Origin of the sequence: Thalassobacillus pellis, from assembly GCF_016908295.1 — a bacterium.
Lineage (GTDB): Bacteria > Bacillota > Bacilli > Bacillales > Halobacillaceae > Thalassobacillus > Thalassobacillus pellis.
Genome location: NZ_JAFBDO010000001.1, coordinates 915,785 through 931,878, shown reverse-complemented (window position 1 = coordinate 931,878; position 16,094 = coordinate 915,785). Strand labels below are relative to the sequence as shown.

The following is a 16,094-nucleotide window of genomic DNA, read 5'->3' as shown; positions in this document are numbered from 1 at the left end:
GAATTGGATTCATCACGCCAATGAATACCTTCACTTATTAGCCATATTAGCCATCAAACGTTCTTTATGTTGATAAGTAGAATGCCGCCAACAACTCTGGAGGAGGATTATATTTGAAAGAATGCATTTTTTGTAACATTGTGGAAGATGGCGATCAGACGATCGTTGTACAAAACGAAACATGCTATTATATAAAAAAAAAGTCAGAGCAGAAAATCCTTGAAGGGAGCGGGTTGATCATCCCTAAAACTCACCGTGAAAATGTGTTCGAATTGACCGAGAAAGAGTGGAGGGATACCCGGGAGCTCTTGCTAAGAGCAAAGGAATTATTGGGAGATGTCTACCAGCCGGACGGTTACAGTGTCGGCTGGAATACAGGAGAGGCAGGCGGCCAGTCGATCCCCCATGCACACCTTCATGTCATCCCGCGCTTTGCCGATGAGCCACATGCATACAAGGGGATCCGTTACTGGTTAAAACAGCCTGAGAACAAAAGAGCAAAAGCCTGAAGATAATTTTTATTAAAGCCTTTCTGATAATTGTCTATGAGCACTATTGTTCTTATTATGCTTACTGGAAAATAAGACTGAATCATACGTTCAGGATTCAGTCTTAGATTATAAATAATCCTCTTTATATCCGGCAAATATCTCTCCGCCAAACATAGCCAGCTGATCTTTAACAGCTGCAATGAAAGGGGCTTTATCATCCTTTTGAAAATATTGGCGGTAACTTTGCGTCAGAGATTCCGATATATGTGGAAAGCTCTCCCAAAGCCTTCTGCCATTCCATTTACCCCAGCCTATCCATTCTTTGTTTGCTCTAAGTATCAATTGTGTCATTTCGTTTAAAATTTCGTTCACAATATAAATGTCTTCTTGAGGATCTTCTGAAGCTTGAAAGTCAGATAACAAATCGGTAATCAAGTATCTGGCCTGATCCACTTGTTTTTCTCCCCAGGGGGAGGGTCCATGTTCATAAATGTTTGCGGCTTCCCTTCTCAGCTCTTCTCCTTTTTCAGAATCACCGAGCAGTAAATATCCATCCGCGCAAATTTTTATTAGTGTTGCAATTCCTTTATATTTGGCTGCTTCGAAGTGGATGGGGAGGGAGGAAGGATGATAACGGAAAGCCTCGATCTTCCAGCCTTCGAATTTGTGACAGGACAATCCAGAAGAATGCTGATTTTCATCAATAATGACTAAATCAATATCGGATTCATGAGTAGGTTTCCCCCATACATGACTACCGCCGATAAACACCAGTTCTGCTTCAGGAAAATGCTCCGCTATGAATCTCTCGGCAACGGATTTTATTGCTGGTTTCATATCAGTTCCGCTCCTCTCATCCAATTATTCTATGCTCTATTTAGGATCGGCGTTCATTTATTGGTTATTTATCCATTCTTTGCAGCCTTTGCAGGAAAATCAGCATAGGATAAAGAAAAATGAGGTGAAAGTATGACAAAGAATAATAAATACCCGCTCTGGAATGAGCTTTCCTATGCTGGGGAAAAGCGGCCTCCATCCTCAGGTATTGAACCCTCTGCTGGAAAGTGGGAAACATATTTCCTGAAACATGATCAGAATGGAAACTTTGTGACGTTGGATGGAAGAATAGTAGATTTTGACATTCGATATCCTGAGAAAATCCAGTGGTATGACCAGTTGCAAACAGTACAGCGAGTTCTAGGAAATTTAACGGATAAAAAGAAAGTAATTGCACGATATTGGGGTTCCGGCCCTCCATCTAAACAATGGGCTCCGATTGCTGACCGTCTAATTGATACCTATAAAGTGGAAGCGCCAAGGGCCGGACGGATTCTCGGTGCATTGTTTACCGGGATTAATGACGCGCTTGTGGTGACATGGTATTTGAAGTATAAATGGCTTGTGCCCCGGCCGAATCAATTGGATGAGCATCTGGCTACTGTGATATGTACACCGAAGCATCCATCCTATCCATCTGGCCATGCCACTGTGTCTGGGGCTGCAGAAATAATTTTAAGCTATTTTTTTCCTGCTGAAAGAAGACGTATCCAACAGCTTGCTGAGGAGGATGCCAAATCCCGCCTATACGCGGGTGTACATTTTCCGATTGATAATGAACAGGGGTTGAGATTGGGCCGGCAAATAGGTAGGATTGTAGTGGAGCAGCTGCGAACGGAAAAAGGGTCTGACAGACTGCCGGTCGATACTCCTTACAGAAAGTACCGAAAGGCTGAGCTTGCTCCCCCGCCATATGAACAAGCTGTACCGTTTGAATTTGATCAAAGCTGTGGGTCCCTTTTAATCGAAGACGTTGAGGAGCCCCGTTCAAATTCAATATCAAGCATACCTGAACCTCGATTGTTTTTGTAATTGCAGAAGAGGATCAAATGCAGTATTGATCCTCTTTTATAATTATATATTAATGGAAGCGCTGCCAATAAATAACATTACTATTTGTTTATGGAAATCGACATAAACTTTTATCAAAATATGTCGATAATAAACAAAAGACACCACGATTTTATAACTATAACGAAAATAAATTCAAAAAGGTGTTTGATGAAATTATGCCAGATTATCAGATTATTGAGCCAAGCCGGCTGGACAGGATTCAGATGGAAGACCCTTCAAGCATATATACTATTTATCATCAACTCCTTAGGGAATTACCGCGGAAAATAGCTGCGGATCGGACCAGGGACTATTGTATGCAGCATCTGAGGGCTAAAAAGGAAGTGCCCATCGCTCTGGAATTCCTTTATATGAATGGGTATAGAGCAGATATGAGAATGTTGCTGGAAGAAGCATCTATGAAAAATTCCTATAAACAACTATACGGATTACTGTGTGACCGGATGTTCAATAAAAGGCTGTCTATCAAACAATTACATAAAATTGAAAGACTTAGATATCAGGATCCCCATCTTCAAGGCCTGCGTTTATTTTTGCTGGTCTATGGTTATCATGACTGCTGTCAATTTGCCATAATGAATAAATATGTCGAGGAAATACAAGATTTGCTGTATTGGATACGAAGACCCCTGGTAAAATATTATTTTCAGCTCCGACTCGATGAGGTACTGTTCCAGTATTATTGGAAAGCGGATATGCCTGTTGTTGCTAAGAAGTATGCCTACCGCATTTTACATTCTGCTTTGTCCTACGACCGCCAATGTGGGGTTTACCGGGATCTTGCTCTGTGTGATGTATTTAACGGGTATGATGCGGCAATGTCACATGTAATGGCTGGGCTTGAACTAGCGGAAGAGCACCAGTTGTCACGGCTTTACCATGTCATAAAAGAAAACGTTTTCCCATTTATTGCTGCTTATCATTGCAAGACAGAAAATGTTACGACCAGGAATGTCACGGAGAGCGGGCATTTAGCTGTTGCTGCCGGAAATTACCTGGAGGCAGAGAGGATTTTTTCGACATTTGAAACATTGACGCCTTTTCAGGAATGCTATCTTGGTGTAGCTCGTAATGACAGTTTTGCATTAAATAGAGCACATTTCCGTTTCCGTAAAGAATACTGTGACCAATTTTTTGCAAAGCTGCCGATGCATTATAAAAAATATTTGCGTTAAAAAAGGTCTCCCTTTCTGCTGGGAGGCCTTTTACTATAGTATTGATTATAAAAATGGATGGTTGTGGGTTACCTTTTGCAGCGCTCTTGAGCTTCCCAGCGCTTACCCCAAAGCTTCTGAAAAAGCCCTTTATAATCGAAAGGAGCTCTTTAAACTTGTTGTTGATTCTCCCGAATCGCTTGCCGGCGAATGCTTGCGGGCACGACTTCAGCTAACTTGGTCAAGAAAGTCGCTTGACCAAGTGGCTCTTCAGCTCGTGCTGTTCCCGCAGGCGTCATCGCCTATCGCTCATCACAGAATCAAATGTACAAAAGAAATTTACTTTCTTAACTTATACTATGAAATTACTGCATAATAACTAATTATTAACGAATTGAGAATTACGAATCCCATGAAAATATAGACAAAACTGTCTGCAGGGACATAAAAATCCCTACAGACAGTTCTTAAAAAAACAGACCGTTTCTAAATCTTCCATTTTACATTAGCCTCCGTACTTATCCTCTCTGTGATAAAGAACGCCACGTTGAGGCAGGGCTTAACATGTCGGAGGGGCAGGAAGCTTCGCGATTTTGCTATTAAAATATATGCAGCTGTTTAATTCTGTCCAGTGCTTCTTCAATACGAGATTGTTCTGTAACAAGACCAACCCTCACGTAACCTTCCCCATGTTTACCAAACCCGATGCCCGGGGCAACAAGAACTTTGGCTTCTTCCAGGAGAAGGTCGGAAAAGGATTCAGATGTATACCCTTCCGGAACTTTCAGCCACGCGAAAAATGACCCTTCTGGCGCATCGACATCCCAGCCAATTGCGTGTGCCCCTTTTATTAGTGCTTCCCGTCGTTCCTCATACAGGTCTACAAGCTCATCGACACCTTTCTGGGAGGAAGTGAGTGCTTCAGCGGCAGCGTCCTGGACAGCGCCGAATACACTGCAGTAGTAGTGATCCTGAATAATGTTGATCGCTTCAATTACGGACGGGTTACCCACAGCAAACGCAATCCGCCATCCAGCCATATTATAGGTTTTTGACATGGTGTAAATCTCCACGCCGACCTCCTTCGCGCCAGGCTGCTGAAGGAAGCTTTCCGGTTTGTTCCCGTCGAATCCGATTGCCCCATATGCGAAATCGTGGGCAACACAAAGATCATGCTGTTCAGCAAATTTAATGGTATCCTGGAAGAATTCAGGTGATGCCATCGCTCCTGTCGGGTTGTTTGGGTAATTTAATATCATCAGCTTAGAGGCTTTAAGAACGTCTTCAGGGATTTCTTTATAATCTGGCAAGAAACCGTTTTCCGGGCGTAGCGGCATCGGGTGCATATCGACGTTGGCAATCGCCGGACCTGACCAGTAATCTGGATAACCGGGATCAGGAACAAGCATGATATCACCGGGATTCATCAGGCACTGGGGCAATTCGACCAAACCTGCCTTTGCGCCAAATAAAATAGCTACTTCTGTATTTGGATCGATTTCGACACCGTATTCACGGTCGTAAAATTCTGCAATAGCTTCCAAAAGGTTCTGCTTTCCGCGAAATGGCGGGTAGCGGTGATTGGAGTCTTCCTCGGCGGCTGTTTTCAGCCGGTCTATCACATGGGAAGGGGCTGGTTTGTCAGGGCTTCCCTGTCCGAGATTGATCACATCATGTCCGGCAGCAATTGCTTTTTGCACGCGTTCCGCAAGAATTGCAAAAAACTGATCCGGTAATTGCTTCAGCATATCGGAATGTTCGTATGTTTTCATAAAGCCACCCTTTATTTACAAATTTTCTAACACTTCTTTCAATTTATAGTTTAAAATGTTATAACGAAAAATAATGTTTGTAAAGTACCGTAAATAATAGAGGAGGGCTATTTTTGAGTTGGAAAGTTGCATGTATCCAAATGGATGTCGCATATGGGGATCCAGAAACAAATTATAAGAAAGCAGAAGAAAAAATTGCGAAAGCAGCGGAACAGGCAGATCTTGTCGTATTACCTGAGATGTGGACGACAGGCTATGACTTGACACGTCTGGATGAAATTGCTGATAAAAATGCTGAAAAAACAGTGAACTTTTTACAAAAACTGGCCAAAAAACATGATATTCATTTAGTTGGCGGCTCCGTTGCAAGTGAGCATGAGGATGGTGTCAGAAATACCCTGCTTGTCATCAATCGTGAAGGGGAGCTGGTCCATCAATACAGCAAACTGCATCTGTTCCAACTAATGGATGAGCACTTATATCTTCAGCAGGGAGAGGACGAAAGCGGTTTTCATCTCGACGGTCATTCCCTTGCCGGGTTCATCTGCTACGACCTTCGTTTCCCTGAGTGGATGAGCAAGCCTGTCCACAAAGGAGCAAAAGCGTTGTTTGTGGTTGCAGAATGGCCTGCACCACGGGTGAATCACTGGCGTGTACTCCTGCAGGCAAGGGCTATTGAGAATCAATGCTATGTGATTGCCTGTAACTGTATTGGCGCTGATCCGAAAAATACCTTTGCAGGACATTCGATGATAATCGATCCATGGGGAGAAATTGTTGCAGAAGCGTCGGATCAGGAAGAAATCATGACAGGAACAATCGACCTTGACGAAGTAACCGAAATTCGAAAGCGAATACCAATATTCGAAGACCGCCGTCCCGACCGCTACAGCTGAGTGTCCAGTGTATATTTTTTACAACTGTAAAGATATTGACTTTTACAACCTGTATCGGTAAGATGATTGTCATACGAAAAATTTCATATTCGAATTACTTATCAAGAGCGACTGAGGGATTAGGCCCGATGACGTCCGGCAACCTCCTTATTAAAAGGAACGGTGCCACTTCCTACAGAATGAAATTCATTCTGAGAGATAAGTCGATTAAAGTTAATTTTTAATTCGATGCCTCTTTCAAAATGAAAGAGGCATATTTATTTTACTGCAAGAGGGGGAACAGAATGATTGAAATCACGAATCTGGTTAAGAAATATCACTCAAAGGAGAAGCTCGTTACAGCTGTTGACAACGTTTCTTTGACAGTTGCCAAAGGCGAAATATTCGGCATTGTCGGCTATTCAGGCGCAGGCAAAAGCTCCTTGCTTCGCTGCATCAATTTGCTTGAGCGTCCATCATCCGGTTCTGTCAAAGTGAATGGACAAGAATTGACGGGGGTTCCGGAACGGGAGCTGCGTAAAGCGCGTGTAAAGATGGGAATGATATTTCAGCATTTTAATTTGATCAGCTCCAAAACAATTGGTGAAAACATAGGATTCGCTTTAAAGGCCGCCCATTATCCGAAGAAAAAAAGAAAAGCCAGGGTGAACGAACTGTTGCAAATGGTGGGCTTATCAGATAAAAAAGATGCTTACCCATCCCAGCTGAGCGGCGGACAGAAGCAGCGTGTCGGTATCGCCCGTTCGTTGGCAAACGAACCTTCTGTTCTGCTGTGCGATGAAGCGACTTCTGCCCTTGACCCTAGTACAACCAAATCGATCTTAGCTTTGCTGAAAAAAATCAACCGTGAGCTAGGTATCACTGTCATTCTTATCACTCATGAGATGGAGGTTGTCAAAGAAATTTGTGACAGAATGGCGATCATGCAGGACGGGAAGATTGTCGAGCAAGGTTCCGTCTACGATATTTTTGCCGATCCTAAAAATGAGCTGACGAGGGAATTCACTTCCAGCATTCTTCAATTCGATATCCCGGATCAGGCTCTGGAAAAGGTCGAAGGAACACTCGTCAAGGTCCAGTTCAAAGGCACTACTGCCGGAGAGGGAGTCATTTCAGATATGCTAAAGCAATATGCCGTCCAGGGCAATTTCCTTCACGGAAAGATCGAGTACATCCAGGAAATACCACTTGGGATATTTGTCCTTGAGCTTAAAGGGGACCCTGTCGAAATAAAACGTGCTATTGAATATATTGAGGAAAGGACGAAGCAGGTGGAGGTGTTGAAAGGTGTCGCTTGATCATGTCATTGAATTACTGCCGGAAATAAACCAGGCATTTTTGGAGACGCTTTACATGGTCGGAATTTCGCTCGGCGTTGCAGTGCTTATCGGTCTGCCGCTCGGTGTCATTCTATTCGTCACGGACAAGGGGCTGTTTTTAGAAAATGGTCCAGTCAAAACAGTCGTCGGCTTCATCGTTAATATGGTTCGTTCCATTCCATTCATTATTTTATTAGTGGCACTTATACCTATTACACAATGGATCGTTGGAACGACCATCGGACCAACTGCTGCTTCTGTATCTTTATCAGTAGCTGCCATTCCTTTTTTCGCAAGGATCGTCGAAACCTCCTTAAGGGAAATCGATAAAGGGGTTATCGAAGCATCTGTTGCTGTCGGAGCTTCTCCGTGGATGATCATTAAAGACGTGCTTCTCCCTGAGGCAAAGCCAAGCATTATTCAGGGATTGACGCTGACAGCTATCAGCCTGGTTGCCTATTCGGCCATGGCGGGAGTCGTCGGCGGCGGAGGCATTGGAGACCTGGCCATCCGTTTCGGATATTACCGTTATGATAATACGATTATGGTCACTACGGTCATTGTTCTGATTTTATTTGTACAAATACTGCAATTAGCGGGCGATCGCTTCGCTAAATTAGTCGATAAACGTTAACTACTAGGAGGAAACTAGCTATGAAGAATATTCTATTATTTCTTGTTATTATCTCAAGCATCTCTCTGCTGGCAGCATGCGGCTCAGGCGGTTCCAGTGCGGAAGGAAAAGAAGATAAAAACATCAGGATTGGGGCTACCGCCGGTCCATACAGCGACATGGTCAAGAAAGCGATCAAACCAGGTCTTGAAGAAAAAGGTTATACGGTGGAAGTAGTAGAATTCAGTGATTATATCCAGCCGAACATGGCGTTAGACAAGGGTGCTCTGGATGCGAATCTTTTCCAGCATAAAATTTATATGGACACCTTTGCCAAACAACATGGTATGAAGCTCTCTGGACTTGTGATTGTACCAACAGCACCAATGGGAATCTATTCCAACAAATTTACGTCTATTGAACAAATTAAAGAAGGGGCCAGCATCGCTGTTCCTAATGATCCGACGAATGCTGCCCGCGCCTTTTTGATTCTTGAGGATCAAGGACTAGTAAAACTTGACCCAGAGGCTAATCCTCTTACTGTATCAGAGAAAGATATCATCGAAAATAAAAAGAATCTTAAGTTCCAGCCAATCGAAGCAGGACAACTGCCACGAGCAGTAGAAGGTACAGATTTAGCAGCTGTTCCAGGAAACTATGCCCTTGCTGCCAAGATGGACTTGCAGGAAGCGCTTGCCCTTGAGAACATGCCTGATGATTACCGCAACCGAGTCGTAGTCAAAACAGAGAACAAAGACAGCCAACTTGCGAAAGATATTATTGAAGTTGTAAAAGCTGATCAATTTGAAAAAGTGATTGATGAAGAATTCAAAGGTTTTGGTAAACCGAAATGGATGGAATAAAGAAATATGCCCTGCCTGGTGGTATGAAAGCCGGGAAGGGCATATTTTTTTTCAAATAACAACAGGATTCCCTGCTCATTTGTATTATAATGTAAACATAAATATATTTTAGGGGATTGCTTACCTATGCTGGATAATATTGCTAAACAAGGTGCATTCATGAATGCTTTTTCTCATGCATTTATTGGAATGGCCATTTTGGATAAAACAGAAACGTTTCTTATGGCTAACTCATCCTTCGCCCGAATCCTTGGTTATTCCGAGGAGGAATTAGTTGGCATGTCTGTTAAAGATGTCACTTATCTGGATGATTATCAAATGAATAGGGATAACAACAGGTCGCTGATTCTCGGAGAACACGACTTCTACGCAATGGATAAACGATATTACCGTAAAGACGGGACGGTGATCTGGGGACACCTGAGTGTTTCTGTATATAAGGAAAATGGGGACGTTTACTTGATTGTCCAACTTCAGGACATTACGGATCGAAAGAAAGAAGAAACTGAACTGAAAAAAAGTGAAATGGAATATCGTCAGCTTGTAGCAGAAGTACCAGACCCAATGGTCATACATAATAATGAGAAATTCCTGTACATCAATCGGGCAGCGATGAATTTGCTGAATGTTTCAGAAAAGAACTTCATTGGACAACCATTAAAAGCTTACATCCACGAGGAGGACTGGGACTGGTTTCATGAATTAATCTCTAAAGTTTTGGAAAGCGGTGAGGCTGAAGGTGTCATCGAATTAAAATTGAACCTCCCTGAAGGAAGAAGAATGGATATACTTAGTTCTGGTACAGTAATAAACTTCCAAAATCAGCGAGCGGTCCAAGTTGTATTCCGTGATAACACGGCACAAAAAGAATTTGAAATGAAAAGTAATTATCTGCTGCAGCAATATGAAAAAATGAATCTAGTCGGAGAGTTTGCTGCAGGTGTGGCCCACGAAATTAAAAACCCCCTGACCATTCTGAAGGGGTTTATTCAACTGTTAGAGCTTCATAAAGAAGAAGGCCCTGCTTCTAAATATGAAGGTCTGATTTTTTCGGAAATTGATCGAATTAATTTAATGCTGAACGAATTTCTTACCCTTGCCCGTCCATCCTGTGAGGAGTTGGAAGAGTTGGATGTTGTTCAGACGGTCAGCCAAGTGGTCAGGCTGATGCACATGTTTGCAACAACCCGGAAGGTAACAATCCAAATATCATCAGATGCTGATCTCCCAATGGTTTTCGGAATGGAAAATAAACTGAAGCAGGCGTTCATCAATATTATAAAAAATGCCATAGAAGCTATGCCGGACGGAGGAACCCTCAGAATCGGAATCACTACGGGGAAAAGGGGACTGCAGCTTCAATTCATTGATGAAGGGGAAGGCATACCGGGAGAAATTTTAAGGAAAGTAACTACACCATTTTTTACGACGAAATCGGAGGGAACAGGACTTGGAATGATGATTACCAATAACATTATTCACAGTCACAAAGGTTCTCTTCATATTGATAGCCGTGAAGGCGTAGGCACAACAGTTGAAATTCAGCTGCCTGTGACATGAAACAAAGCGACTGCTTTAAATCTTTATCGTGAGAAAAGACACTTTGGGAAAAAAATAATTATCAAATTGTAAACGGTATTTTACTCAAAACATAATTAAAGCTGTCACCTGAAGAGGTTGGAACATTAATAAAATATTGGCATAAGAAGCGAACAGAATTGTATATACAGAACATTAGCGTAGTCCAAATACGCATACTCCTGCGGGAACGGCACGAGCCGAAGATCCACTTGGTCAAGCGACCTTCTTGGCCAAGTTAGCTGAGGCAGTGCCGCGGAAAGCGAAGTGTTTGGACGGAGCGGTAGTTAAACCGATTTCTTAGCACATACATAATCCGAACTGATTTCTAAAATGTTCGGATTATTTTATGCTTAATTAATTTTTTTCCCAGCCTCCTTTTACTAATCAGACTTTTTTGATTACACTATCTTTCTACTTCTTTTTTTGGTCCAATAAGGGCAGCCCCGAAACCAATTAATCCGTAGATTATAAAAGTGGCAGCATAATCCCATAACCCAACAAACCATCCGGCAAGTATGGAACCTATTACTTGGCCTACCGCCAAAAGTAAAAAAGGAGCGCCAATACCTAAAGATGCATTCGATATAAATACATGGATTCCCCAGACGAGCAGGACGCCTGTTAAAAATATATAGAAGCAGCCAAAGATTCCGGCGGATAAGTAAGACAATAACCAATTCCCAGGTGACACAGATAGCATAATAGAAGCAGCGGCAATCGATATGCTTCCTAACCTATATGCAAAAGGTAACCCTTTTCTTTCAACTAATGAACCGGAAAACCCTCCAAGAACTCCGCATAGTCCTAATATTACCCAAAATCCAGAAAGCTGCCACTCACTATAATCACCAGTCACTTCAATGAATGACCTGGAAAATGTCCAAAAAGCTGATGTGGAAATACCTAGAGTTAGAGATGCCAAAATCAAAGGAATCGATCCTTGTACACCTTTTATGGAGAGTTCACCTTTTTTAAACATTAATCCCGGATTTTTGTTATCTTTCGGAATCGAATTAAAATTCCAAACTAATATGAACAACGCCAACATAGCATAAATGAAATAAGTCAGCCGCCAATTTGATGTTAATAAAATCGCTCCTGCTCCTGAAAGGCCGATGCCAAAGCTTGTACCTGAATTAATCCATGTATTCGCTCGTTTTTGCATATCTTCTTTGATCCAAAGTGAAATCGCTGCGCCATAAGGAGGGGACACCAGGCCGGTGCTTCCCCCGGCAAATAACACACCTAACGCAAGCACCCATACATTTGGAGAAAAACACATCAGAAACAACCCAGTAAAAGCAGATATTCCAGCTGAGATAATCATTCTTCTTGGCCCTTCATTTGTGGTAATAACCGTGGAATAAATGATAGTAAAGCAATAGGCTAAATAAAATAACGAAGAAATCATCCCAGATACCAAGTCGGATATCTCAAGTGATTTATTAATCTCAGGGAGAAGCAGCCCAAAACTGAACCTCGCCAATCCATAAGTGACAGCAATCATGGTAACACCGGGTAAAACTAATTTGGAAAATTTCACGGTATCCCTCCTTAACCTCGAATTATATAGAACGACCTTTCTAATTTATGGGTGAAAAAATTACGATGTATGCTGGACAAGTGTCCGCGCCATCGCAATAGAATGATCTGTTGCTTTCTCTGCACCAATCAATGTGGTCATGGAAGTAGTCCCTTCAAGCAGCAGTGTAAATTGATGAGCTAAATCTCGTTCGTTATCTTTCCCTTTCCTTTGTGCCAGACGTTGAAAATACTCGAGCAATTTTGATTTGTGTCCCCTTGCAATGTTCTCTATCTCATTATCAGTCCCTGCATAATCTTCTATTGCCCTTAAGAACATGCACCCTTTGTAGGATTGCTCCTTTAACCAACGGCCATGAGCTTCAACAGCAAGGATGAAAGGGGAATCTGAATCCATTTCTACATGGGAATCCAAATAAGACCAATAGCGTTCCTCCCGTTGCTTAAGGACTTCCTCCACCAGGTTGTCCTTAGAAGAAAAATGGTTATAAAGCGTCATTGTTGCAACATTCGCTTCACTAATGATTTGTTTCAGTCCTACTCCGCGAAATCCGTGCTCATAAAATAAGCGCTCAGCTACCTTAAGTAATGTGTCTTTTTTTACTGTCATATCATCACTTCTCCTTATATTAGGTAGAACGACCTTTCTATACAGAGAATATCAATTCCACGATATTCTCGTCAACTATTTTTATTAGGAGAAGCTGTTATCTGTCTCTGAACGGAGTCTTTGAATGAGTGCTAGAGTATTTTTATTAATATAACCCTCTGTCAATGAGGTTTGCCGTAACAGGCTTTTTGCCCAATTCACGTGACCATACAGATAATTGGCCAATATGATGGATTTCGTGGACAATGACGTGACGCATAACTTCGCCATATCGAAAACTGACCGTTTCCCCATGGGGAGCTGTTTCTGTCAGCTTCCAGTTTTCCATTTCATCTCTCCAAGAGGTCACAAAAGACTTTACATCTTTATGATAGAAGTTCGACAGTTCCCGGAGTTTGGGTAAGCTTGAATAGGCTGCAAATGGTGGCTCTTCAGGTTCTGGTTTGCCTTGCAATCCGCATATCCAACTGTATTCGACATCAACTATGTGAAACAGTGTATATAGAATGCTGCCAACACCGCCAACCCTTTCTTTCAATAATTCTTTTTCCGGAACCGTTTCACACCACGTAAACCAGTCATCCCGCACCTGCCAGTTGTATTCAAATAATTTTTGCATTAACATACTCCTCTTTTTAAAGGTTTGAAGGAATTTTCTTTATTTTATATGTTCCTCTAAGGGTCCCTAAAATCCTTTATTAAGCAGGAAATACCACTTTGGCTCGGTTTACTATATCCAGAAAAGAATTTCTTAAAAAAAATCGAGCCTAAAACCAGCGTGGTTTCATACTCGATCCTTTCATTGCGTTCTCTATTACTGCTTGAAGACCAACTAAGCCTTTTTATTCCTCGTTTAACCCTCGGACGGCAACTTCGAGTTCTTCCTCTGGGGAATCGAGGGGATAGATTCTCGCTGTTTCGTTCTTTTCATCGACATGCTGGATAAAAACAGGAGTCCCGTTATAGGTGACAGGAATCATGTTCGGGGAATCTGTGATTTCTTTGGCGCGATGCGTTTCCATATGTAACACCTCCATTATTGGTTTTAGTTTGTAACGAATGGAAGCAAATATACCAAGTAGTAAATCCTTTTTAGTGCTTGTCTGCTGATTGACAGACAATTTAGAAAGCGGTTACAATAAAGAATAGATAATAGTGATTAGTCGATTTTATTACATGGAAATTTGGTGGAGATTGTGGCGCAGACGATTCAGATTGGGAAGCTGGCTGTTTTATTGGCCTCTTTGGATGAGGAAGAAATTCAGCTGTTTAATAAGCAGTTCAAAGAAGTACGTTATTGCACAGGCAAAGCGGGATCGATGAACATGCAGAAGGTCATTTCATCTGTTGAAACAGCTGCTAAACGGAATGGCATCATATCAGAAGAAGTATATAGGGAAACGCACGCTTTGTACCATGCTATATTGGAAGCATTAGAAGGTGTGACCCGCGGCCAGATTGCTATCGGCGACATGATGCGGACGGTAGGACTGAAATTTTCTGTCGTTCGCGGAGAACCTTATGATCGAAAAGGTGAAGGAGAATGGATCGCTGTTGCTTTTTACGGGACAATCGGCGCACCTGTCAAAGGCTTGGAGCATGAAACAATGGGTCTTGGTATCAATCATATATAAGAAACTGTTGCCTACAGTCAAAAGTTAAGAGGAGGCGACATGGCTTTACTATGCCATTGTCGTCTCCTTTTTCTTGTACATTAAGAAAGCTCCCAAGTAAAAGAAAAACTAAGGCTTTCGCCATAAGGACTAGGCGACAAGCCAAGTTTTTCTAATCCGAAAGCAGCGAGGAGGAGACTTTATGGTGGAATTGGATGGCAAATCCTTATCCCTTAATGAAATTAAACGTGTCTGTCACGATGGGGAAAAGGTAAGCCTTTCGGAAGCAAGTCTAAATGCGGTGAGAGCAAGCAGGAAGGCTGTCGAAAAAATTGTGGCAGAACATAAAACGGTATACGGTATTACAACTGGTTTCGGGAAGTTTAGTGATGTGACCATTGATGAGCAGGATGTCCATGATCTCCAGCTTCATTTGATCAGGTCGCATGCTTGTGGGATTGGAAATCCTTTTCCAGAACAGGTATCACGTGCGATGGTTTTGCTGAGGCTGAATGCTCTGTTAAAGGGATTTTCCGGTGTGCGTGAAGTGGTAGTAAGAAGGCTCTGCCAGATGATCAATATGGAAATTCATCCGGTTATACCAAGTCAGGGATCGCTTGGAGCCTCAGGAGACCTGGCCCCGCTGTCCCACCTTGCCCTGGTGTTAATTGGAGAAGGAAAAGTCCATTACCAGGGTAAAGTGATGCCGTCTAAAAAGGCGCTGGAGATAGCAGGCTTTGAGCCAATCCAGTTGAAGGCCAAAGAAGGTCTGGCATTAATCAACGGTACACAGGCAATGACCGCCATGGGAGCTGTCAATATTCTGGAAGCGGAACAGCTCGCTATTCAAAGCGAGTGGATTGCGGCGATGACGATGGAGGGGCTGCGAGGGATAATAGATGCCTTCCACCCGGCAATCCATGAAGCTCGTGGTTACCAGGAGCAGATTACTGTCGCGGAACGGATCAGGACACTTCTTGCAGGGAGTAATCTGGTTACAAAGCAAGGGGAAGAACGTGTACAGGACGCCTATTCCTTGCGATGCATTCCTCAGGTCCATGGCGCTTCCTGGCAAAGTCTCAATTATGTTCACGACAAAGTGAATATAGAAGCAAATGCAGCGACAGACAACCCGCTCATTTTTGAAAATGGAGAGATGGTCGTCTCTGGAGGGAACTTTCATGGTCAGCCGATTGCTCTTGCGATGGATTTCATGAAAATCGCTGTTGCAGAGCTGGCCAATATTTCGGAACGTCGGATTGAGCGGCTTGTTAATCCACAGCTAAGTGATTTACCGCCATTCTTAAGTCCATCGCCAGGATTACAGTCAGGAGCAATGATCATGCAATATGCAGCAGCCTCCCTGGTTTCTGAAAATAAAACACTTGCCCATCCGGCCAGTGTGGATTCCATCCCATCATCTGGGAACCAGGAAGATCATGTGAGCATGGGAACGATTGCTGCCCGTCATGCTTATCAAATCATTTCCAACCTGAGACGGGTGCTGGCGGTCGAGTTGATCTGTGCCATGCAGGCAGTGGAACATCGGGGCGTGGATAATATGTCTCCCATGACACGTAAATTATACGCGGCATGCCGGAAAGTGGTTCCAACGATTGATGAAGATCGGATTTTTTCGGAGGATATTGAAAAGCTTGCCATTTGGCTTAAGGAAAGTGGTTTTGAATGGAATACATCCCTTCATAGGACAGTATTGAAATAAGGAGGA

The 16,094-nt window shown here is 42.8% G+C and carries 16 protein-coding genes and 1 riboswitch; of the genes, 10 read left to right on the top strand and 6 right to left on the bottom strand.

The window, feature by feature from the left end; all coding sequences use genetic code 11:
- Window positions 1-113: 113 nt before the first annotated feature.
- Window positions 114-509, top strand: coding sequence for an HIT family protein (locus JOC33_RS04375; RefSeq protein ID WP_205091201.1), 396 nt, complete (start codon window positions 114-116; stop codon window positions 507-509).
- A gap of 108 nt (window positions 510-617) precedes the next feature.
- Here JOC33_RS04375 and JOC33_RS04370 read toward each other — a convergent pair whose 3' ends face one another.
- Complete coding sequence (locus JOC33_RS04370; protein WP_205091200.1) at window positions 618-1,328, bottom strand: nucleotidyltransferase domain-containing protein; 711 nt, start codon at window positions 1,326-1,328, stop codon at window positions 618-620.
- A gap of 132 nt (window positions 1,329-1,460) precedes the next feature.
- Between JOC33_RS04370 and JOC33_RS04365 the strand changes: the two genes are divergently transcribed.
- Window positions 1,461-2,360: a phosphatase PAP2 family protein gene (locus JOC33_RS04365; RefSeq protein ID WP_205091198.1), complete on the top strand. Its 900-nt coding sequence runs from the start codon at window positions 1,461-1,463 to the stop codon at window positions 2,358-2,360.
- Window positions 2,361-2,557: 197 nt separating this feature from the next.
- Window positions 2,558-3,577, top strand: a complete 1,020-nt coding sequence (locus JOC33_RS04360) for an AimR family lysis-lysogeny pheromone receptor (protein WP_205091196.1) — start codon at window positions 2,558-2,560, stop codon at window positions 3,575-3,577.
- Window positions 3,578-4,155: 578 nt separating this feature from the next.
- On the opposite strand, the gene JOC33_RS04355 is transcribed toward JOC33_RS04360, so the two are convergent.
- Complete coding sequence (locus tag JOC33_RS04355) at window positions 4,156-5,328, bottom strand: pyridoxal phosphate-dependent aminotransferase (protein WP_205091194.1); 1,173 nt, start codon at window positions 5,326-5,328, stop codon at window positions 4,156-4,158.
- Window positions 5,329-5,441: 113 nt separating this feature from the next.
- Between JOC33_RS04355 and JOC33_RS04350 the strand changes: the two genes are divergently transcribed.
- The 5 genes from JOC33_RS04350 to JOC33_RS04330 all read left to right on the top strand — a co-directional run bounded on the left by JOC33_RS04350 (window position 5,442) and on the right by JOC33_RS04330 (window position 10,579).
- Complete coding sequence (locus tag JOC33_RS04350) at window positions 5,442-6,224, top strand: carbon-nitrogen family hydrolase (protein WP_205091193.1); 783 nt, start codon at window positions 5,442-5,444, stop codon at window positions 6,222-6,224.
- Window positions 6,225-6,319: 95 nt separating this feature from the next.
- Window positions 6,320-6,429, top strand: a riboswitch (SAM riboswitch).
- A gap of 79 nt (window positions 6,430-6,508) precedes the next feature.
- Window positions 6,509-7,522 carry a methionine ABC transporter ATP-binding protein gene (locus JOC33_RS04345; protein WP_205091192.1) on the top strand — a complete coding sequence of 338 codons (1,014 nt, stop codon included), beginning with the start codon at window positions 6,509-6,511 and terminating at the stop codon, window positions 7,520-7,522.
- Window positions 7,512-8,177 carry an ABC transporter permease subunit gene (locus JOC33_RS04340; protein ID WP_205091191.1) on the top strand — a complete coding sequence of 222 codons (666 nt, stop codon included), beginning with the start codon at window positions 7,512-7,514 and terminating at the stop codon, window positions 8,175-8,177. The genes JOC33_RS04345 and JOC33_RS04340 overlap by 11 nt, the downstream gene beginning before the upstream one ends.
- Before the next feature lie 20 nt (window positions 8,178-8,197).
- A complete protein-coding gene (locus tag JOC33_RS04335) occupies window positions 8,198-9,019 on the top strand; it encodes a MetQ/NlpA family ABC transporter substrate-binding protein (RefSeq protein ID WP_205091190.1) in 822 nt (273 codons plus the stop codon).
- Between the two features lie 126 nt (window positions 9,020-9,145).
- Window positions 9,146-10,579: a PAS domain S-box protein gene (locus tag JOC33_RS04330; protein WP_205091189.1), complete on the top strand. Its 1,434-nt coding sequence runs from the start codon at window positions 9,146-9,148 to the stop codon at window positions 10,577-10,579.
- A gap of 424 nt (window positions 10,580-11,003) precedes the next feature.
- On the opposite strand, the gene JOC33_RS04325 is transcribed toward JOC33_RS04330, so the two are convergent.
- From JOC33_RS04325 to JOC33_RS04310, 4 genes are all read right to left on the bottom strand, one after another.
- On the bottom strand, window positions 11,004-12,143 hold the full coding sequence (locus JOC33_RS04325) for an MFS transporter (protein WP_205091188.1): 1,140 nt from the start codon (window positions 12,141-12,143) through the stop codon (window positions 11,004-11,006).
- Between the two features lie 60 nt (window positions 12,144-12,203).
- Complete coding sequence (locus tag JOC33_RS04320; protein ID WP_205091186.1) at window positions 12,204-12,752, bottom strand: TetR/AcrR family transcriptional regulator; 549 nt, start codon at window positions 12,750-12,752, stop codon at window positions 12,204-12,206.
- Window positions 12,753-12,897: 145 nt separating this feature from the next.
- Window positions 12,898-13,371 (bottom strand): DinB family protein, encoded by a 474-nt coding sequence (locus JOC33_RS04315; protein ID WP_205091184.1) that lies wholly within the window; start codon window positions 13,369-13,371, stop codon window positions 12,898-12,900.
- A 223-nt stretch (window positions 13,372-13,594) separates the two neighbouring features.
- Complete coding sequence (locus JOC33_RS04310) at window positions 13,595-13,774, bottom strand: H-type small acid-soluble spore protein (RefSeq protein WP_205091182.1); 180 nt, start codon at window positions 13,772-13,774, stop codon at window positions 13,595-13,597.
- A gap of 174 nt (window positions 13,775-13,948) precedes the next feature.
- Here JOC33_RS04310 and hutP point away from each other — a divergent pair, with 174 nt between their 5' ends.
- Window positions 13,949-14,386: a hut operon transcriptional regulator HutP gene (gene hutP, locus JOC33_RS04305; RefSeq protein ID WP_205091180.1), complete on the top strand. Its 438-nt coding sequence runs from the start codon at window positions 13,949-13,951 to the stop codon at window positions 14,384-14,386.
- Window positions 14,387-14,567: 181 nt separating this feature from the next.
- Complete coding sequence (gene hutH / locus JOC33_RS04300) at window positions 14,568-16,088, top strand: histidine ammonia-lyase (RefSeq protein ID WP_205091178.1); 1,521 nt, start codon at window positions 14,568-14,570, stop codon at window positions 16,086-16,088.
- Window positions 16,089-16,094: the final 6 nt, after the last annotated feature.